Consider the following 20,245-nt stretch of genomic DNA (forward strand, 5'->3'; position numbering starts at 1 on the left):
AAAATCCTAAATATTCCTTCTAAATTCCAATAATTATTGTAATCATTCTCAATTCTGTCCATTATATTATAAATAAAATCAAATCTACCCCATAGTTAACTATAGTTAACATTTAACTTTATTTTCCATTCTCTTAATATCCCCTCTTTACACTCTTCCATTAATGTCAACATATATATTATACGTTATTTATTCTTTTGTCTATGCCCCTTTTTATAAACATCTAAGATATGAACTGTAAAATGGATATAAAAAAACACCTGTGTTAACAGATGTTTTTATAAAATTCTCTAACAATCATTTTTTTCACCTATAAAATATGAATAAATATAGCTACTATCAACGAAAATGCTAGTACACGATGCACTTTAAGCCACATTCCTTTATAATTTTTATTTATATAGGCACCATAAACTCCTAAACTGAAAATGCTAGCCATAATTAGGGCTGCAATTATTCCAGTTATACTAATGCGATTAGATGAAAGTGCAATGAAAAAGTGAGTCAATACAGATACTACAGCTATTGTTCCTGCCAATTTATGATTTTTAACAATTAACCTCATTACTTTTCTATAAATATCAACTAATTGTTTTTTTTCTTTTCCCAATTTATTAATATATTTTTTATTGATATATTTTACAAAAAAGTTTAAAATGGCTAGCCCAAAACTTATAGCAGTTACCCATCCTAAAAGTTCTATTAAATCCCCAGTTCTCATAATATAAAATCCCCCTTATATGTTTTGTATTTGTCTTTTTTAATAATACTACAAGTTATTGTATTTTGTAAATTTTTATTCATAATTTTCAATATAGTTCATTCAAAATAATTATTACTTTTAAAATTCTATTTTCCTTTTTTTATGTGTTTTATCCCCTTTATAATTTCATACCAAATAACTGAAGCTATTGATATGAGCGCTGCTAGTATAAACTGATTTAAAGATAGTGGTGCAAGTTTCAAAAATTCACTGAGGGGAGTATATAGTATTACTGCAAGCCCTACCATTGTTCCTAAACTAACACCCCACATAACCTTGTCCTTTTTTAGCTTTGCAAAGGATTGTACTGCATAATCAGTATTTGAACTATTAACTTGGACCAATAATACATTTGCTATTAATATAATAGTTAGTCCCATCGCCCTTGCAAGAGGTGCATTGTTTGGAGAATCATTTAAGAATAACAAATACGTTCCAAAAGATGCTCCAAATACCACAAGTCCTTGCATAACACTTTTAAAAAGTGTTTTTCCTGTTAATAGTTTTTCATTTGGATCCCGTGGCGCCCTTTGCATAATATCTCTTTCTGCTGGCTGACGTTCCAGTACTATTGAGCAAGTAGGATCAATTACAAGTTCAAGTAAAACAACGTGTAGTGGAAGTAGCAAAAGACTTTTAGGGCTTATTCCCATAAGTGGAGCAAGTAGTGCTGCAAATGCAATAGGAATATGAATAGTGAACACATATCCAACTGCTTTTCTTATGTTATCGTAAATTCTTCTACCATCTTTTATAGTGTCAACAATAGTAGAAAAGTTATCATCAAGTAGAATTATATCTGCTGCTTCTCTCGAAACTTCTGAACCACGTTTACCCATAGCAATCCCAATATCTGAATATTTAAGAGCAGGGGCATCATTAACACCATCACCGGTCATTGCTACTATTTCACCATTTTTCTTAAAAGCCTTAACTATTCTCATTTTATGTTCCGGTATAACTCTAGAGAATATGCTTACATTTTTAACTTTTTCGCAAAGCTCATCATCACTCATTTTGTTAAGCTCATCACCAGTGATTATTTTATCACTGTTTGGCATACTAATTTTCTTTGCGATAGAACTAGCAGTTATTCCATTATCCCCTGTTATCATAACTACACGTACACCAGCTTTGCTGCAAATTTCAATATCCTCTTTTACAGATTCTCTTGGAGGATCAACAAGTCCCACCATTCCACAAAGCTTTAGGGTACATTCATTAAGTGTATTTGGTATATCATTTGTACTATTTAGCATCATTTGTCCAACAGCAATGACACGAAGTCCAAGCCTGGACATCTCCACTACCTTATCTTCAGCTGTATTTCTTTCCTCGTCTGATAAGTTGCATATTGTTAAAATATGCTCAGGTGATCCCTTTGCTGTAACTACAACAGTATCCCCATTTTTCCAAACGTTAGCCATCATTTTTGCTTCATTGGTAAATGCAAATTCTTTAACTAACTCTCCACCAAAAAGAATATCTCTTGTTATTCCTTGCTTTTCGCAATAAGATATTATCGCCTTTTCCATAGGATCATAGGCATCGGATTTACAACCCATACCCATTATTTTCGTAAGTTCACTAATGTCACTAGTTAAGCTCCAAGTATCTGTAACTGTCATTTTGTTCATTGTTATTGTACCTGTTTTATCAACACAAAGAACAGAAACAGCACCTAATGTTTCTACAGATGGTAACTTTCTAACAAGAGATTTATTTTTAGCAAGTCTCCAAGCCCCCATTGATAAAAACACGGTTAAAATCACTGGGAATTCTTCTGGTATCATTGCCATAGCAAGGGTTACTCCTGATAAAATACTTTCTATAATTCTATCCCTAAACATGTGATCCGGTATATTCAAATACGTAATAAGACCAACAAAAATGAATAAAACAGCTGCAATTCCTGCACACAGTTTTACTAATTTGCCGGTTTGCTTTTGAAGAAGCGTTGGATTTTCAGGCGCAGACACAATATTTTTGCCTATTTTACCATACTGCGTTATTGCTCCTATTTTATCTACTAATATAGTAGCTGTACCCTGTGTTACAAGGGTTCCTGTGTAGCAATAATCTGAGCGCCAATAATCAGTACTGTAGATATCCCTATCTTCCGTATTAATCTTCCATACACCCTCAGCCTCTCCTGTAAGGGATGATTCATCGATACAAAGAGTGCTTACTTTTATAACTATACCATCAGCAGGGACTTTAACCCCTTCAGCGATATACATTATATCCCCAGGCACTAAATCTGAACTATTAATTATTTTGTCTATCCCATCACGAAGTACTGTGATGTGAGGAGCTGATAAATCTTTTAATGCATTTAATGTTTTATCAGTTTTCCACTCTTGAATTACCTCAATACTAATAATTCCAACTACGAAAATAAGCATAATAGAACCATCTTTAGGTTCTCCTAGAATGAAATAAATTACCGCTGCCACAATTAACAGTAAAAACATTGGCTCGCTAATAACCTTCAAAATTTTGTGGAAAAAGCTTTCCTTTTTTTTAGCTACAAGTTCATTTTTACCAAATTTCACTTGGAGCTTCTTTGCTTCCAGTGTAGTAAGCCCTTGTAGTTCTGTAATTTGTTCTTTTTTGCTTTGTTGCTTAGTCATAAGTATTTCCTCCATATTTGCTTGTATAAAGCATATTTAGAATAACTCTATGGCATTACAATCTTCAGAGATGTCCTAAAAATGGGCATAAAAAAACCCGTAGAACAATAAACTGTCCCACAGGTGTATAGTTTCAATCCTGTTGCCATTTGGCCCAGCCCCACGAACTTTTTAAGGTTCATCGCCTGCTCAGTTTGTACTGTAGAATTAGATGCAGTGCAAAGAGATTCTCTTAAATTTAACACACATGGTACTTCTTGTCAACATTTTTAGTTTTTTTCCATTTTTATAAGTTTATAGTATTTATTTTAATATATTGCCTTTAATGCTAAAAGGTGATACAAGCTAAATCAGCTTTTATCACCTTTTTTAAACTAAACTATTAATATCTCTTACAGATTATCTTTCTATAATTGATACACCCATACCTATCTTCACAAAAGGTTCATTTACAATAGCAATCTCAATAACAATCTTTTAACAGCTATTTATACGGATTTATATGTGATTTAGGGGTACAATTTATTCCTTATTTTCATCCTCATCTTTAATGTATAAATTAACTTTGACAAACTCTAAAGGTGAAGCTTTTATATATTTTTTAAATACCGTGGAATTCATTAACTACTGGATCAATAAATTCTATTCGATGTGGTGAATAAACAATTAACTTATCAGATACCTTTTTAGTAGTTGCTACATCCTTTGCTGTCTCCTTCTTTGCTCCACATGCTGTTAAAGATATTATTATTAATGATGCCATTAAAATTGATACTGCTTTTTTCATTAATTAACCCCCCTATTTTTATGTAAACGTTTATCTATTAACTAAATGTTAACATAATTCCTAGTTGTCAACAATCCTAAAAAACAGGAATATTATACTTAAAAATGAACATACAATTTTAAATAACACTCTAGAAAAGAGCAAAAATACAAATAGGCATCCCTAAACACAAGGATGCCTATAATTATAAAACTCTTCACACTATGTTTGTATCTAAAAGTCTTTCAGTATCCACAACATTCAATGGCTTACTATAGTAATACCCTTGTATGTAGTCGCATTGTTTTCCTTTAAGTATTAATAACTGCTCCTCAGTCTCTACCCCTTCGGCTACAACTTTTAAATCCATGCTATGAGCCATTTGGATTATATTTTTAATAATTGATTTGTTTTGTTTATTTGAAGTTATGTTATCAATAAAGGATTTATCAATTTTTAAAGTAGATATTGGAATTCTCATTAGATAGTTAAGTGAGGAATATCCAGTACCAAAATCATCTAGAGCAATTCTAATACCCATATTCATAAGTTCCTTTAATATCTTTATATTGGAATCAAGTGATTCCATAAGCACAGTTTCAGTAATTTCTAGTTCCACAATACTCGGATTAATCCCCGTAGACTTCAGAATACCCTTAACAGTTTCTAGAAAGTTAATTTGATGTATATCTACTGAAGAAACATTGATACTAATACTCTTGAATTTATAGCCTGCCTGTAACCATTTTACACTCTGCTTACAAGCTTCATTAAGTACCCATCTGTCTATTTCACTTATATAACCTGTTTCTTCCGCTATAGGAATAAATTCCACAGGAGGTACAAATCCTAACTCCACACTATTTAACCTGAGCAGAGCTTCAAAACCAAATATCTCATTTCTTTGTGCATCATACTGAGGTTGATAATGTATGCTTAACTCATTATTTTCAATTGCATTTCTTAGTATTCTATCTATACAGGTTTTTCTTTCTAATTTTAAATACATTTCTCCATCAAATCTAGCAAATCTATTCTTGCCTAGCTCTTTTGCTTTATACATGGCTACATCTGCATTTTTTAATATAGTATTTATATCCATTCCATCCTTCGGATATATTGCCACACCTATACTTGCGGTAATATACATTTGCTTGTTATCAATTTCAAAAAACTTATCAAATATTGCAAGCAATCCTTTTGCATAAGACTTTACTTCAAATTCTTCGTGGAGGGGATGAAGTAATATAAATTCATCCCCTCCTAACCTGCATAGTGTATCATTTATCTTTATTGTGGATTCTAATTGTTTTGCTATGTATGTTAGTAATTTGTCCCCATAATTATGACCCATAGTGTCATTTATATTTTTGAAATTATCTAAGTCTATAAAAAACACGGCTCCTCCTGTATTTTTGTGCTTTGCTATTTTTAGTTGTTGGTTTAGTTTATTCATGAAAAAAGTTCTATTAGGAAGTTTAGTAAGAGCATCATAGTAAGCCATATATTTTATTTTGTCTTCCGAGTTTTTTCTCTCTGTAATATCTGTAATAGAGCCTGCAAGCTTTACTGCTATACCATCAGAGTTTCTTAATGCCTTACCTCTAGTGGATACCCAAATATAAGTGCCATCATTAATTATCATTCTAAACTCAGATTTATAAATTGAAGTTTTATTGCTAATGTAATTTTCAAGATCCTTTAAAGCAAAAGATGAGTCTTCTGGATGAACAAGTTTTTGTAAGAAATCATTTATAATAAGACTTCTAGTTGGTTTATAACCTGTAATTTCAAATAATTTAGCAGAAGCGAAAAAAAAACCTGCTTTCAGATCAAATTCCCAAATTGAATCATTAGACCCCTCTAAAGCAAGTTGGTATCTTTCGTCACTAATTCTTAATGACTCCTCCTTGTATTGAAGTTCATCGTACTGCTGACGAAGTTCTTCTTCTGTGGCTGATAATTCTTCATGTACCGCTAATAATTCCTCATAAGTAGAACTGATTTTATTAATCATAACATTAAAGCCGATTCCTAATTCTCCAAATTCATCTCTAGTTTGAATATTCGTAGCTCTAACTTCTAGATTTCCCTTTTCAGCTTCATGCATTAAAGAGGTTAACTGCATGATTGGTTTTGTGATATATTTTGTGAATATAAGTGTAAAAAGCAAAGTTAAAAATAACACGGTTAAGGTTATATAAAATATAAAATATTCAATTTTAGTTATCGTTGAGGTTAGCTCACTTTTGGGCACAACTGAGGCCATCTTCCATCCTGTATAAGGAGAAGAGTATACATTAACTAACACTGGTTTCCCATCTATAATGGTTTCAAAATCAGAGTTATTTTCAGTAAATAGCTTATTATAATCTTTAATAGTGTATTTTAAATATTTACCAGTTTCGGCATCTTTATAGTTTTTTTTATTTAGCAGAGTTATGTTTTTAAAATTCAAATTGCTATCAGGATGGGCTAGTATTGTGCCCTCTTTTGAAAAAAGAAATACATATCCCGTATCCCCCATTTTTACATTTTCTATCATTTTGGACAATTTGTTTAAACTTACATCAATTCCCATCACACCTAAAACATTTCCAGATGAATCTTTCACAGTTGAAGAGGCACTTATGATTAATGAATTATGCTCGTCAGACGATGTATATGGCGCTGAGATTAATACCTCATTTGGTTTTTTTAATGCGTCGGTATACCAAGGTCTTATCCTAGGGTCATATTTATTAACAATCAAACCATCTGGCCACCGAATATAGCCTCCCCATTTAGTTCCAAGATAAACATCTGAAGCATCTGGATGAGTTATTCCATAGGTTTCAAATTGATTGTAAATAGTACTTTCAATTCCTGATATTCCTTTGGAGTATTTTTTAATCGACTTATCTTTTGGCATGTTAAATAAAGCCAATATTGAAGCATCAGCTTTTTTGACATCCACAGAGGATGCTAAAAATCTATTATTGTCTTTTATTTGTTTAAACATATTCGAAAAGGTATTATCCACTTGTACCATTTGTCTTCTTGTCTCCGATACTATATCTTTTTTTAGAAAGGTGTAAATATAGTTATGTGTTATTACAGCTATTGGAATAGATGTAAGTAATATGATTACTACAAAGTATAAAAATAATTTCCATCGAAAAGTAAGCTTCATAACTAACACCCCTTAAGTATTTAAGTTTAATATGGCTTGGACTTAAGTGATTAGCTTATAAACTTTTTCCCCAATCTACATGTCCCATATAGGTATTATTGTAGCATGGGATAATATCATGTCAATACATATATTCCAAAGTTGGTAATATTTTTTTCTTTTATAACATTAAATGGTATAATACTTATATTAAAGCAGATACAAATATTATATTTTAAGGAGTGTAAATATGATTAAAGTTATAATCCAAGAGTGTGATAACTACAACATAAATGCTGTTATAGAAAAATTGAACAGCGGTATGGAACTTATTGGCGGTTGGAAATCCTTTGTAAAACCTGGAATGAAGGTACTTTTAAAAGTGAATCTAATTGGTCCTAAATCCTCTGAAACTGCTGCAGTTACCCATTGTGAATTTGTACGAGCTATAACTAGAATTTTAAAGGCCATGGACTGTAGTGTATGGATAGGCGATAGCTCCGGTGGTGCAATAGCAGGAATAGCTCCCACGGCACAAAGTTTTGAAGTATCTGGGCTTAATAAAGTAGCTAAAGATGAAGGTGCAGAAATTAAAAACTTTGACAAAGAAGGAGTTGTTGAATGTAGCATTAACTCTGATTACGGAGATAAATTGTATTTAGCAAAACCTATTTTTGATGCTGACTTAGTTATTAACCTTCCAAAGTTTAAAACCCATACAGCCGGAATTTACACAGGAGCAGTTAAAAACGTATTTGGACTTATTCCTGGGCTTAAAAAAGCAGAATATCATAAGCTACTACCAGATCCAAAAAATTTTGGTAGCATGCTAGCAGACATACATGAAAATTCTAAAATTTCACTACACATTATGGATGGAATTACTGCAATGCAAGGTGAAGGGCCTACTGCAGGTGATGTTTACAATGCACATAAAATACTGATAAGTACAGATCCTCTAGCTCTTGATACAGTGGCCGCAAAGATGATTGGCCTTGATATTAAAGATATTCCCATACTAAATGCAGCTAGAGAAAAGAACATTGGACAATGGGACTTAGAAAATATTCAGGTTTGTGGAGACTATGACTCTTCCCCTGAACTTATAGACTTCAAATTACCCAAAAGATTCAATAGTAAAAAGAAGCAAAACTATAAAGCACTTATAAAGGTAATAAATTTCTTGAAAACACGACCAAAAATTAACCTTTCTGTCTGCAAGCAATGTAATATGTGCGTAGAAAGTTGCCCTGTTCAGGCTATAGATAAAGATACTAAAAGAATTGACTATTCTAAATGTATTGAATGCATGTGTTGCCATGAATTATGCAGATATAAAGCAGTTGAGCTAAAAAAAGACAATATAATTGCGGGGCTTATGACCAAATTCTATAGAGGTAAATACAAATAATAAAATAATAGCCTATCATCCTAGATTCATTAACAATGGGAGTATAAGCTATTGTTAATTTGTATATGTATGTTTGAATTTATAGGATACAATTAGTATGATATAATAAACCTATTAAAAACAATTAAGGAAGGAATTATTATGAGTGAACCATTATTTCAAGCTAGTAATCTAATTTACAAAGATTTTTTAACTTATAGCAGTGTAAAAATTGAACAAGGCATGATCAATTTCATTGTTGGTGAAAGTGGATGTGGTAAAAGCACTTTCTTAAAACTATTAAACCAGTCTATAAATCCAGCATCAGGCGAATTATTATATAAAGGTACACCGATAGAGGATTATGATCCTATTGCTCTAAGACGTGAGGTAAGCCTAGTTTCTCAGGAGCCTTTTCTTTTTGATGAGAGCATAATAGACAATTTCAAAACCTTTTATTCACTAAGGAAAAAAACTATGCCTAGTAGTGATTATGTGAAATATATTATGGATCTTTGCTGCGTAAATGTTCCACTAGACCAAAGTGCCTCTACTCTTTCTGGCGGAGAGCGTCAAAGAGTGTATACATCCATATTTTTATCATTATGCCCTAAGGTCATATTACTGGACGAGCCAACTGCAGCTCTGGATGAAAAAAACAGCCATAGTATAATGGAAAATATAACAAACTTCTGCAAGGAAAAAAATATTGATATTGTAATAGTAAGTCACAATAAAACTATTGTTGAAGATTTTTGTGAAAATAAAATCGAAATGATTAAGGAAGTGTAAATATGAAAGGAGCAGTTTCACTAAGTATTTTTCAATTTTCACTTATTTATCTACTTCTAATTATAGTGTTAATAATAATGAAAAAATCAAAAGTAAACCAGACAAGGCTTCTTTTAGTTGCAAGTTTGAGAATGACAGTTCAGCTTGTAATAGTGGGTTATGTACTTCAATATGTGTTTAGTAATCCAAACCCCCTATTTACTGTGTTTTTTTTAATTATTATGATAGCATTTTCTGTTAATCGTGTAATTTCACATAGAACTGACTTGAACCGAAATTTTAAAATTGCCATAGCAGCTTCACTAGCATTCTCAGGGCTTTTTGTTCTAATCTTCTTTGTTACAATAGTGGTTAGAAAATCCATATTTAACCCACAATATACTATACCACTAGCTGGTATGATTATTGGTAATGCTATGACAGGAGTAAACATTGCAATTAAAACCTTTATGGATGACATAAGCAATTCGAAAAGTAAAATTAATACACTACTCAATTTAGGAGTGGAACCTAAAGATATATTAAAGCCTTTTGCTAATAATGCACTAGAAACTGCCTTAATACCTACCATGAATTCCATGCTAGGAATGGGAATAATCTTTTTACCTGGAATGATGACAGGGCAAATGTTATCAGGTACCTTACCTACCACAGCCATTATGTACCAAATAGCAATCATGATTGCCATTTGTACTTCAGTATGTATAACAGTGTTCTTATCCCTGAACTTAGGTTATAAATCTTTGTATAATAGTAAAAAGCAATTTTTATAAACTTAAAAATATCTAATAATAGAACAAACCTGCAGTTCAGATATAAACTGCAGGTTTTAATATTTTCTATTTTATTTAATTTCAGTTACCCATTCATGATGAAATATTCCTTCTTTATCCCTTCTTTCAAAAGTATGAGCACCAAAATAATCTCTCTGTGCCTGTAGCAGGTTAGCTGGAAGATTTGCACTTCTATAACTGTCATAGTACATCATCGCACTAGAAAATCCTGGCACTGGAATACCTAAATTTACAGCTGTAGATACAACCAGTCTTAAGTCCTTTTGATAACTATTAAGGATATCCTTAAAATATGAATCTAACATCAGATTTTTAATATTAGCATCCTTTTCATAAGCATCATTTATCTTATTAAGGAATTGAGCTCTAATTATACAACCGCCTCTAAATATCTTAGCGATTTTTCCATATTCAAGCTCCCAATTATATTCTATGGCTGCTGCACTCATAAGTGAGAACCCCTGTGCATAGGAACATATTTTACTTGCATAAAGAGCTTTTCTTACTGACTCTATAAACTCATTTACATCTCCCTTAAATTTTGCATCTGGTCCTTTTAAAATACTACTTGCCAATACTCGTTGATCTTTTATGGCAGACAGACAACGTGAAAAAACAGCCTCTGTTATAGTAGATATAGGTACTGCCAAGTCCAAAGCGCTTTGACTAGTCCATTTTCCTGTTCCCTTTTGGCCAGCCTTATCTAAAATAATATCCACCATGTACTCTCCAGTTTCATTATCCTTTTTCGTAAATATTTCACTAGTTATCTCCATTAAATAACTATCAAGTTCACCTTCATTCCACACCTTAAAAACATCATGAAGCTGATCATTGGAAAGTCCTAAAGCTTCTTTTAAAAGATCATAAGCTTCACAAATAAGCTGCATATCTGCATATTCAATACCATTATGAACCATTTTAACATAATGTCCTGCTCCGTTTTCTCCAATATAAGTACAGCAAGGTTCTCCATCTACTTTTGCAGCTATAGCTGTAAAAATTGGTTCAACTATTTTATAAGCTTCAATTTCACCACCAGGCATAATTGCTGGACCTTTTAAAGCACCCTCTTCTCCTCCTGAAACTCCTGCACCAATGAATTTAAATCCCAGAGCTTCAAGCTGCTTGCTCCTACGTGTTGTATCCATAAAAAATGAATTGCCGCCATCAATTAAAATATCCCGCTTAGACATATATGGTATTAATTCTTCTATAACATAATCAACAGGCTTTCCTGCTTTTATCATAATCAATATTTTTCTAGGTGTTTCTAGAGAATTTACAAACTCTTGTATAGAATAGGTTCCCACAATATTTTTATCTTTTTGCTCTATTAATAACTCATCTGTCTTAATCCTATTTCTATTGTAAACTGAAACTGAATAGCCATTGCTTTCAACATTCAAGGCTAAATTTTTGCCCATGACACCCATACCTATAACTCCAAATTGCTGTTTATCCATAATTTCGCTCCTTATTACAGTACAAATTTACTTCTCATATAATTTTTTTTATTTTCTTAATTATACACTTAAAACACTGAAATAAGTACAGTATTTATTATTGATTAATAAGGATTATAAAACAAGATGCCACCCACATGTCACTTTCCACGTGGGTGGCACCTCTTTATTCACATACCCATTCATGATGAAAGTTCCCTTTTTTATCCGTTCTTTCAAAGGTATGTGCGCCAAAATAATCTCTTTGTGCCTGAAGTAAGTTTGCTGGAAGGTTTGCACTTCTATAGCTATCATAGTACATTATTGCACTAGAGAATCCTGGAACTGGCACACCTAAAGTTACAGCTGTTGATACTACATAACGTAAGTCCTTTTGATAACTACTAAGAATATTTTTGAAATAAGAATCTAACATTAAATTTTTGATATCAGCATCTTTTACATAAGCATCGTTTATCTTGTTAAGAAATTGAGCTCTAATAATACAGCCACCTCTAAATATTTTAGCGATTTTTCCATATTCAAGCTCCCAACTATACTCCTTAGCTGCAGCTTTCATAAGTGCAAATCCTTGAGCATAAGAACATATTTTGCTTGTATAAAGAGCTCTTCTTACAGATTCTATAAACTTATTTATATCCCCTTCAAATTTCACCTCTGGTCCTTTTAAAACATCACTTGCCAGGACTCTTTCATCTTTTATGGCAGAAATGCAACGAGCAAAAACAGACTCCGTTATGGTAGGTATTGGTACTGCCAAATCCAGAGCGCTTTGACTAGTCCATTTTCCAGTTCCCTTTTGCCCTGCCCTATCTAAAATAATATCTACCATGCACTCTCCAGATTCATTATCCACTTGTGCAAATATTTCACTGGTTATTTCCATTAGATAGCTATCAAGCTCACCACTATTCCACTCAGCAAAAACCTCATGAAGCTGATCATTGGATAGCCCTAAAACTTCTTTTAAAAGTGTATAAGCTTCGCAAATAAGTTGCATGTCTGCATACTCAATACCATTATGAACCATCTTTACATAATGTCCTGCTCCGTTTCCGCCAACATAAGTACAACAAGTCTCCCCATCTACTTTTGCAGCTATGGCTGTAAAAATTGGTTCTATTATTTTGTAAGCTTCAATATCCCCACCAGGCATAAGTGCGGGACCTTTTAAAGCCCCCTCTTCTCCTCCAGAAACTCCTATACCTATGAATTTAAAGCCCAATTCCTGGAGATTTTTGCTCCTACGTATTGTATCCATAAAAAATGAATTACCGCCATCAATTAATATGTCATCCTTTGAAATGTATGGTACTAATTCCTCTATAACCTCATCAACAGATTTCCCTGCCTTAATCATAATAAGTATTTTTCTTGGAGTTTCAAGAGAATTTACAAACTCTTCTATAGTATATGTTCCCCCAATATTTTTTTCTTTTGTTCCTACTAATAACTCCGCTGTGGCAATCTTATCTCTATCATAAACCGAAACTGATATCCCTCTACTTTCAATGTTTAAAGCTAGATTTTTACCCATAACACCGATGCCTATAACTCCAAATTGTCGTTTTTCCATAATATAAATCTCCTTTTTATAAACTTATTTAGGAGAAGCAAGCTTCTCCTAAATAAGTTTTTAATGTACAACCATATTTATTAGTAAAACCATAATCAGACCAACCACTGAAATAATAGTTTCGAGTACTGTCCAGGATTTTAATGTTTCAGGTATTGATAGATTGAAGTATTCTTTAAACATCCAAAAACCAGGATCATTAACATGTGAGAATATTAAGCTTCCTGCACCTGTAGCTAACACCATAAGTTCTGGACTAGCACCTGTTACTACTACCAATGGGCCTACAATACCTGCTGCTGTAAGGCCTGCTACTGTTGCAGATCCTAATGCTATTCTAAGTATTGCAGCAATTAGCCACGCAAGTACTAATGGTGATATACTTGATCCTTTCATAATTAGTGCAACATAATCTGCAACTCCACTATCTACTAAAACCTGCTTGAAGGCTCCGCCTCCACCTATTATTAATAGTATCATAGCTATTGCTGCTATAGACTCACTTACAGTTTTCATAACTTCAGGCATCTTTTTACCCCTATTTAGCCCAAAAGTGAATATAGCTAAAAGTACGGCTAAAAGTAATGCTATTACTGGATCACCTAAGAAAGTAGTATAGTTTAATATAGGAGAAGTTTTTGGTAATACAATGGTGGCAATAGCTCTTGCTGCCATAAGAATAACTGGAACTAAAGCCGTAAACACACTTAATCCAAAACCAGGCATTTCTTTATCTGTAAATATCTTAGGGTTAAATAATCCTTTCGGGATATCGTGCTCCATATGCTTTAAGAACTTTGTAAGTACAGGCCCCGCAAGAATTACTGCTGGTATAGCAACTACAATACCATAAAGTAATGTCTTACCTAAATCTGCTTTATAAATAGCAGCTATAGCTGTAGGACCTGGATGTGGTGGTAAGAATCCATGAGTGGCTGAAAGCGCTGCCGCCATTGGAACTCCTATATATAAAAGTGGGATATCAGCTGCTGCTGCTATTGTGAATACTAATGGTATTAAAAGTACAAAGCCTATTTCATAAAATAGTGCCATACCAACTATAAAACCTGTTATTACAACTGCCAATTGTATTCTCTTTTTTCCAAACTTATCAATTAACGTTAAGGCTATTCTTTGTGCGCCACCACTATCTGCCATAAGTTTACCAAGCATGGCACCAAATCCAAGTACCAATGCAAGTGTACCTAATGTACCACCAACACCTTTTGTTATAGAAGTTACAACATTTGGCAATGGCATACCTTCCAAAATACCTACTGTTAGTGCCACAAGAATTAATGACAAAAACCCATTTAATTTAAATGCTATCATAAGAACTAATAGTAACACAACCCCCAAAGCAACAATTAATAATGGCATAATAAAGTCCCCCTTTTATTTTTGTAATAAACTAATATTTACAAACTCATCTTTTAATTTCAAGTACAATCTTTCGTAAATTTCAAATGTTTTCATGTAAACTTCATGATTTACAATATTAGGTTTGAATGTTTGAGAAATAGGAACTAATTTTTTTACTTCTTCGATATTATCTATAAGACCTATTGCTTTCATACCAAGCACTACAGCTCCTAAACAGGAACTTTCATAGCTTTCTGCTATTACAACTTTTTTATTAAATACATCGGCTAGCATTTGAACCCAGAGCTCTGATCTAACAAAACCCCCAGTAGCATAAATTGTATCAATATTGCCAGTTGTCTCCTCTAAAGCTTTTCCCACACTATAAACTCCAAATATCACTCCTTCTAAAAGTGCTCTTAGGAAGTGTTCCCTCTTATGTGTAATGTTTATTCCAAAGAAAACGCCTCTGGAGTTTGCATCCCAATTTGGGGCTCTCTCTCCTAATAAATAGGGTAAAAATATCAACCCATTTGCTCCTGCAGGTACTTTTGATGCTTCTGATGTCAATAATTCATAAGTATCCACCCCTAAAGTTTCAGCCTTATCCAACTCTATTTGCGAAAAATTATCTCTGAACCACCTAAATATTATTCCTCCATTGTTCACAGGTCCTCCAAGAACAAAATGATCTTCAGTAAGAATGTAACTAAAAATTCTTTCACTCTCATCATTTTTGGGTTTATCTGCTATTATTCTTATAGCTCCACTAGTTCCGATTGTTACTGCAGCATCTCCAGGCTTTATTGCATTAGCACCAAGGTTTGCAAGGCAGCCATCGCTCCCCCCAATTATAAAAGGAGTTTCTATGTCAATTCCCATTAAATCTGCATATCTTTTATCCATATCCTTAAAAACTTGGGTTGTGGATGCTGGTGTAGATAACTTGTCCTCACTTATACCTGCAACTTTTAATGAATTTTTATTCCATCGGAGTTCATAAATATCAAACAAGCCTGTAGCAGAAGCAATGGAATAATCCACAACGTATTTATGGAATAGTTTATAGAAAACATATTCTTTTATTGATATAAATTTAAATGCATTTTTAAATATTAGGCCCATATTATCCTTCATCCATGCAAGCTTACATAATGGTGACATTGGGTGTATAGGTGTTCCCGTTTTCATATAAATCTCATGGCCTATTTTGCTATTCTTTATTCTTTCTGAATATTCCGTGCTTCTAGTATCTGCCCAAATAATACAATCAGTTAATTTATTTCCATTTTCATTTACAGCCATTATTCCATGCATAGCTGAACTGAAACTCACACCAAGAAGTTTATTTCCCTTTTTATCATTTTCACTTACTACACTTTTAATAGTATTAATAACTGCATCAAACATTTCCTCAGGATTTTGCTCACTCCAAGAAGACCTAGGATTTAAAATAGGATAACCTATATTACACTTTGATATTACATGTCCTAGCAAATCAAAGGCAATTGCTTTAGTGCTACTTGTTCCAATGTCTAGACCAATTAAATATTCCATAACTTCCCCCTATTTGAAATAAATTTTCTTTTTCATCTTAAATATTAGCATATTTTCTTTTTCATGAAAATTATTCTCTTTCCATTAGTATATTATAATGTAAAGGTTTAATCAAGGGTTTTATGAAAATAATTTTCATAATTCCACAAAAAAATACACTCTTATAGAGTGTATGAAAATTATTTTAATATCTCTTGATTGCTATGCCTTCTCTTATTTGTCCTAAAGCCTTATAATAATTCTCTTTATCCTTTAAACAAGTGCCTACAAACATGCAATCTATAAGTGTTAATGCACTTATTCTTGAGTCCATTGCCTCGCTTTTCGATAAATTTTCTTTACCGTAAGATACTAGAACCACATCAGATACTTTTAATATAGGAGATTTATAATTTGAGGTTATGGAAATAATTTTCACTCCATTTTCCTTGGCTATTTGAAGGTTCTCTACAAGTTCCTTATTACTCCCAGTATTCGAAATAGCAATTATACAATCATTTTCATCATACATAGCGCTTACCATGGCTTGAAAATGGGAATCTTCATGAAATGCACAGTATTTTCCTGTTCTCATGAACTTATGATATGCATCAAGTGCTATTGCTGCAGACCCCCCCATACCAAAGAAAGCTATCCTTTTTGCACTATGAATATATCCTATAGCTTTGTCTAACTCCTTATTGTCATTTATTCTTAAAGTTTCATTAAGAGAACTTATTGTGGAATTAAATATTTTTTGCATTATAACCAAACTATCATCATTCTCTTTTATCTCTTCGTGTATATTTACAAGGGGTTTTACAATTTCGCTAGCTATGCTTATCTTTAAGTCCTGGTAACCTTTAAACCCCAATTTTTTACTAAGTCTAAATACCGTAGCTTCACCACATTTACAATTTTCAGCAAGTTCTGTAATTGATGAGTGGATAATATCCTTAGAGTTTTTAAGAATGTATTCCCCAACTCTTTTTTCCGCTCCCTTAAGTTCCGAATATATATTTCTTAAACTTTCTATACCGCCTATGTCATTCATCATATTACCACCTAACAGTATTTTTTACTTGTGCTTTCATTGCACAGATTCTACTTCTATTATACTATAATAAACCATAAAGTATTTAATTACAAAAACAAAAATGCTATTGATCCTTTTAAAAATATCGACTAAAGGTGGATATTTAATTACACTATAGCACTCTTGCAAAAAATTTAAATCAGTTTTATAGAGTCTCATACAAAGCTATTTTATAAAGTTATTATTAATATGATTTTATCATAAAATAGTAAAAGATATAAAGAGACTACACCTTTATATCTTTTACATCTTAAAGCTTATCCTTTATTTTTAAAATATGTCTTTGTGTACTATCCTTATTAACTCCAACTTACTCTGCGTTTTTAAGTGACTCTATCATATCTATATTACCAAATTCTCTGTACATAGCTAAGTTTACAATTATTGAAAAAGAAATTGTAATCAGTACTGAATATAGAAAATAAATAGGATCAATATGCCTCATAAACATCATAACTTTAGTTTCTGAGGAATTGATTACAAAACTGTTTAAAAGTATCCCTACAATTATACCTGTCAGGCTACCTATTACCGTTAATATAATGTTTTCACGGTATATATATAAGGCAAGTTCATTATTATAAAAGCCTAGAAGCTTTATTGTAGATAATTCTCTTTTTCTATCATTTATATTTATATTTGTAAGATTATATATCACAACAAAAGCAAGCACTCCTGCAGATACTATTAACACAAGCACCACCGAATTTATACTCTTTGTAGTTTTATTGAAATCAAAGTGTGAATTATTTTTATAGCTTACAGATCCCACATCTTTAATAACTGTTAATAACTTTGTAGTGCTATTTTCAGAACTTTCTGTGGTAGACTTTAAATCTCCATAAAGCCCATTAAATTTAAGATTTGCTCCAGTTATTTTTTTGTAATAATCAGAACTCATATAAATATAATGTTGCACATAATGCTCTGTAATACCAGATATTTTAGCTTTTACAATTTTATCATTAAGGGTTATTGCAAAAGTGTCTCCAATTTTTTTATTCATGAGTTTTGATAGCTTTTCAGTAATAATCACACCATCTTCGTCAAGGTTAAGCACTTTACCCTTCATTGTAAAATTAATATAATTATTAAGCTCCTGCTTATGGTCTGCTACCACCACATAGGCATCCTCTCTACCAGATTTATCTACATCTACTGTTCCGTTTTTTGTGTATGTAAACAAAACCGATTTTACGTTATCATCTTCCATTACCTTGTCTTTTGTAGTAGCTGCTTGCTTATAGTCTATATCTTTTTTTAATGTTGACTGCATATCATATCTGTATATGTTGGTAAATTGACTGTCTACAGCACCTAATATTCCTGATTTAAGGCCAAACCCTGTTATCATAAGGCCTGTGCAAGTTGCAATTCCTATTACGGTCATAAAAAGTCTTTGTTTATATCTAAATATATTTCTTGCAGTAACTTTTCTTGTAAAACTTAATCTCTTCCATATAAAAGGTATTCTTTCCAGTAATATAGTTTTCCCGGCTTTTGGTGGCTTTGGTCTCATTAATGATGCTGGCGCTTCTCTTAATTCTTCCAGGGTTGCTGCAACTGCTGCTATTGCATTAACTTAGGATTTTTTGCTAGGGCTCTGGCTATGGAAACCCTTTGTTGTTCTCCACCAGAAAGTTGAGAAGGAAAATTTTGCATTCTATCTTTCAGTCCTACATTGCTAAGCACCTCTACAGGATTCATTGGGTTTTTACATATTTCAACTGCAAGCTCCACGTTTTCGATGGCATTTAAATTTTGAACTAAATTATAAAACTGAAATACAAAACCTATTTCATCTCGCCTATATTTTGTAAGCATTTTTTTATTATATTCGCTTACCTCATTACCATCTACAATAATAGTTCCACTAGTAACTTGATCCATTCCACCTAAAAGATTTAGTATTGTAGTTTTACCTGCCCCACTAGCCCCAATAACCACAACAAATTCTCCCTCTTCTATTGCAAATGAGACGTCATCTACCGCTTTAATTATAACGTCTCCCATGTGATAAGTTTTTTTTACATTTTTTAATTCTATAAAGTTTTTCATTTTCTATCTCCTAATCTAAATTTTCACAATTTAACTTTCCCTTAATATCACTATAAAATATATCTATTATATCAAGGATAAGTTTTCTCACTTCATTGCCTTCCTGCTTTTCTCTTACAATTATAGAAATACTCTCCACAAGGTTATAGGACATCAGGTAAATAATAAAATTATCTTTAAGTTTTTTACCTTCCAAAGATAGTTCATATTGCATTTTTACAGAAACTATTCTAGTTATAAAGTCAACGAAGTTTTTTTTACAATTTTCATACTCCGATCCTTCACTTTTATTAAGTAATATTGCAATTTCTGTACTACTCCCTTTAAATATCTCCAATATCTTTTCCATTAATTCATAAAAAATATCATCTGCTTTTTCATTTATTTCTACTTTATTAAACTGATTAATGTAATCCATTAATCTATCGTAAACAGATCCAATTAATTTTTGGTACAAATCATCTTTACTTTGAAAATATTTATAAAAATTTCCAACGGATGTTTGAGAATTTTTAGCTATACTCCTTATTGATGTACCTTTGTATCCCATTTGTTTGAATTCCTTCAGCGATTCCTCTACTATACTTTTTCTAACTTCATATTTCAAATATTGCATTAGAAAACCTCCGTTCTCTTTTGTAGTATACTCTATTTAAAATAAAATTTCAACAACAAAGCTGGAAAGCTTTTTTGACTTGACAACCACAATCACTGGAAATATAATAAAATAAAAGCTCTTTGTAAATCATAATCTCAGAGGAGGTATTTTTATCCGTAGGTATAAGATTACTCAACCAATATTTAGACAAAAAAAAGATTTCTCTTCCACCTATATATACCATAAAAATAAACAGTCTCAACA

At 32.1% G+C, this 20,245-nt stretch carries 14 protein-coding genes, 1 pseudogene and 1 riboswitch; of the genes and pseudogenes, 3 read left to right on the top strand and 12 right to left on the bottom strand.

Going from position 1 to position 20,245, the window contains the following annotated elements:
• Nucleotides 1-310: 310 nt before the first annotated feature.
• The 4 genes from KPL51_RS10700 to KPL51_RS10715 all read right to left on the bottom strand — a co-directional run bounded on the left by KPL51_RS10700 (nucleotide 311) and on the right by KPL51_RS10715 (nucleotide 7,334).
• Nucleotides 311-721, bottom strand: a complete 411-nt coding sequence (locus KPL51_RS10700; RefSeq protein WP_224854103.1) for a hypothetical protein — start codon at nucleotides 719-721, stop codon at nucleotides 311-313.
• A gap of 128 nt (nucleotides 722-849) precedes the next feature.
• On the bottom strand, nucleotides 850-3,396 hold the full coding sequence (locus KPL51_RS10705; RefSeq protein WP_216160780.1) for a cation-translocating P-type ATPase: 2,547 nt from the start codon (nucleotides 3,394-3,396) through the stop codon (nucleotides 850-852).
• A 110-nt stretch (nucleotides 3,397-3,506) separates the two neighbouring features.
• A riboswitch (NiCo riboswitch) is annotated at nucleotides 3,507-3,599 on the bottom strand.
• Between the two features lie 398 nt (nucleotides 3,600-3,997).
• Entirely contained in the window at nucleotides 3,998-4,183 is a 186-nt protein-coding gene (locus KPL51_RS10710) for a lipoprotein (RefSeq protein WP_216160782.1), read from the bottom strand.
• Nucleotides 4,184-4,379: 196 nt separating this feature from the next.
• Complete coding sequence (locus KPL51_RS10715) at nucleotides 4,380-7,334, bottom strand: bifunctional diguanylate cyclase/phosphodiesterase (protein WP_216160785.1); 2,955 nt, start codon at nucleotides 7,332-7,334, stop codon at nucleotides 4,380-4,382.
• A gap of 229 nt (nucleotides 7,335-7,563) precedes the next feature.
• Here KPL51_RS10715 and KPL51_RS10720 point away from each other — a divergent pair, with 229 nt between their 5' ends.
• The 3 genes from KPL51_RS10720 to KPL51_RS10730 all read left to right on the top strand — a co-directional run bounded on the left by KPL51_RS10720 (nucleotide 7,564) and on the right by KPL51_RS10730 (nucleotide 10,268).
• Complete coding sequence (locus KPL51_RS10720) at nucleotides 7,564-8,724, top strand: DUF362 domain-containing protein (RefSeq protein ID WP_216160788.1); 1,161 nt, start codon at nucleotides 7,564-7,566, stop codon at nucleotides 8,722-8,724.
• Nucleotides 8,725-8,865: 141 nt separating this feature from the next.
• Nucleotides 8,866-9,495, top strand: coding sequence for an ABC transporter ATP-binding protein (locus KPL51_RS10725; RefSeq protein WP_216160791.1), 630 nt, complete (start codon nucleotides 8,866-8,868; stop codon nucleotides 9,493-9,495).
• 2 nt (nucleotides 9,496-9,497) lie between these two features.
• Entirely contained in the window at nucleotides 9,498-10,268 is a 771-nt protein-coding gene (locus KPL51_RS10730) for an ABC transporter permease (RefSeq protein ID WP_216160794.1), read from the top strand.
• 71 nt (nucleotides 10,269-10,339) lie between these two features.
• Here KPL51_RS10730 and gnd (KPL51_RS10735) read toward each other — a convergent pair whose 3' ends face one another.
• The 8 genes and pseudogenes from gnd (KPL51_RS10735) to KPL51_RS10770 all read right to left on the bottom strand — a co-directional run bounded on the left by gnd (KPL51_RS10735) (nucleotide 10,340) and on the right by KPL51_RS10770 (nucleotide 19,999).
• Nucleotides 10,340-11,755 carry an NADP-dependent phosphogluconate dehydrogenase gene (gene gnd / locus KPL51_RS10735; RefSeq protein ID WP_216160797.1) on the bottom strand — a complete coding sequence of 472 codons (1,416 nt, stop codon included), beginning with the start codon at nucleotides 11,753-11,755 and terminating at the stop codon, nucleotides 10,340-10,342.
• A 166-nt stretch (nucleotides 11,756-11,921) separates the two neighbouring features.
• Nucleotides 11,922-13,331 (bottom strand): NADP-dependent phosphogluconate dehydrogenase, encoded by a 1,410-nt coding sequence (gene gnd / locus KPL51_RS10740; protein ID WP_216160800.1) that lies wholly within the window; start codon nucleotides 13,329-13,331, stop codon nucleotides 11,922-11,924.
• 60 nt (nucleotides 13,332-13,391) lie between these two features.
• Nucleotides 13,392-14,711, bottom strand: a complete 1,320-nt coding sequence (locus tag KPL51_RS10745; protein ID WP_216160803.1) for a gluconate:H+ symporter — start codon at nucleotides 14,709-14,711, stop codon at nucleotides 13,392-13,394.
• A 15-nt stretch (nucleotides 14,712-14,726) separates the two neighbouring features.
• Complete coding sequence (gene gntK / locus KPL51_RS10750) at nucleotides 14,727-16,250, bottom strand: gluconokinase (RefSeq protein WP_216160807.1); 1,524 nt, start codon at nucleotides 16,248-16,250, stop codon at nucleotides 14,727-14,729.
• A 184-nt stretch (nucleotides 16,251-16,434) separates the two neighbouring features.
• The gene (locus tag KPL51_RS10755; protein ID WP_216160810.1) at nucleotides 16,435-17,286 is read right to left on the bottom strand and encodes a MurR/RpiR family transcriptional regulator; all 852 of its coding nucleotides are present in this window, start codon (nucleotides 17,284-17,286) and stop codon (nucleotides 16,435-16,437) included.
• Between the two features lie 349 nt (nucleotides 17,287-17,635).
• Nucleotides 17,636-18,844: an ABC transporter permease gene (locus KPL51_RS10760; protein WP_216160813.1), complete on the bottom strand. Its 1,209-nt coding sequence runs from the start codon at nucleotides 18,842-18,844 to the stop codon at nucleotides 17,636-17,638.
• 56 nt (nucleotides 18,845-18,900) lie between these two features.
• Nucleotides 18,901-19,383 (bottom strand): annotated as a pseudogene (locus tag KPL51_RS10765) (ABC transporter ATP-binding protein); the annotation flags it as partial.
• A gap of 10 nt (nucleotides 19,384-19,393) precedes the next feature.
• Complete coding sequence (locus tag KPL51_RS10770) at nucleotides 19,394-19,999, bottom strand: TetR/AcrR family transcriptional regulator (protein ID WP_216160815.1); 606 nt, start codon at nucleotides 19,997-19,999, stop codon at nucleotides 19,394-19,396.
• Between the last annotated feature and the right edge of the window lie 246 nt (nucleotides 20,000-20,245).

It is taken from the genome of Clostridium bowmanii (assembly GCF_018861315.1).
GTDB classification, from domain to species: Bacteria; Bacillota; Clostridia; order Clostridiales; family Clostridiaceae; genus Clostridium_AD; species Clostridium_AD bowmanii.

Bases quoted from the DNA above. Each gene is read 5' to 3' on its own strand.
- KPL51_RS10700 (WP_224854103.1), bottom strand. From the start codon at position 721: ATGAGAACTGGGGATTTAATAGAACTTTTAGGATGGGTAACTGCTATA.
- KPL51_RS10705 (WP_216160780.1), bottom strand. From the start codon at position 3,396: ATGACTAAGCAACAAAGCAAAAAAGAACAAATTACAGAACTACAAGGG.
- KPL51_RS10710 (WP_216160782.1), bottom strand. From the start codon at position 4,183: ATGAAAAAAGCAGTATCAATTTTAATGGCATCATTAATAATAATATCT.
- KPL51_RS10715 (WP_216160785.1), bottom strand. From the start codon at position 7,334: ATGAAGCTTACTTTTCGATGGAAATTATTTTTATACTTTGTAGTAATC.
- KPL51_RS10720 (WP_216160788.1), top strand. From the start codon at position 7,564: ATGATTAAAGTTATAATCCAAGAGTGTGATAACTACAACATAAATGCT.
- KPL51_RS10725 (WP_216160791.1), top strand. From the start codon at position 8,866: ATGAGTGAACCATTATTTCAAGCTAGTAATCTAATTTACAAAGATTTT.
- KPL51_RS10730 (WP_216160794.1), top strand. From the start codon at position 9,498: ATGAAAGGAGCAGTTTCACTAAGTATTTTTCAATTTTCACTTATTTAT.
- gnd (WP_216160797.1), bottom strand. From the start codon at position 11,755: ATGGATAAACAGCAATTTGGAGTTATAGGTATGGGTGTCATGGGCAAA.
- gnd (WP_216160800.1), bottom strand. From the start codon at position 13,331: ATGGAAAAACGACAATTTGGAGTTATAGGCATCGGTGTTATGGGTAAA.
- KPL51_RS10745 (WP_216160803.1), bottom strand. From the start codon at position 14,711: ATGCCATTATTAATTGTTGCTTTGGGGGTTGTGTTACTATTAGTTCTT.
- gntK (WP_216160807.1), bottom strand. From the start codon at position 16,250: ATGGAATATTTAATTGGTCTAGACATTGGAACAAGTAGCACTAAAGCA.
- KPL51_RS10755 (WP_216160810.1), bottom strand. From the start codon at position 17,286: ATGATGAATGACATAGGCGGTATAGAAAGTTTAAGAAATATATATTCG.
- KPL51_RS10760 (WP_216160813.1), bottom strand. From the start codon at position 18,844: ATGAGACCAAAGCCACCAAAAGCCGGGAAAACTATATTACTGGAAAGA.
- KPL51_RS10770 (WP_216160815.1), bottom strand. From the start codon at position 19,999: ATGCAATATTTGAAATATGAAGTTAGAAAAAGTATAGTAGAGGAATCG.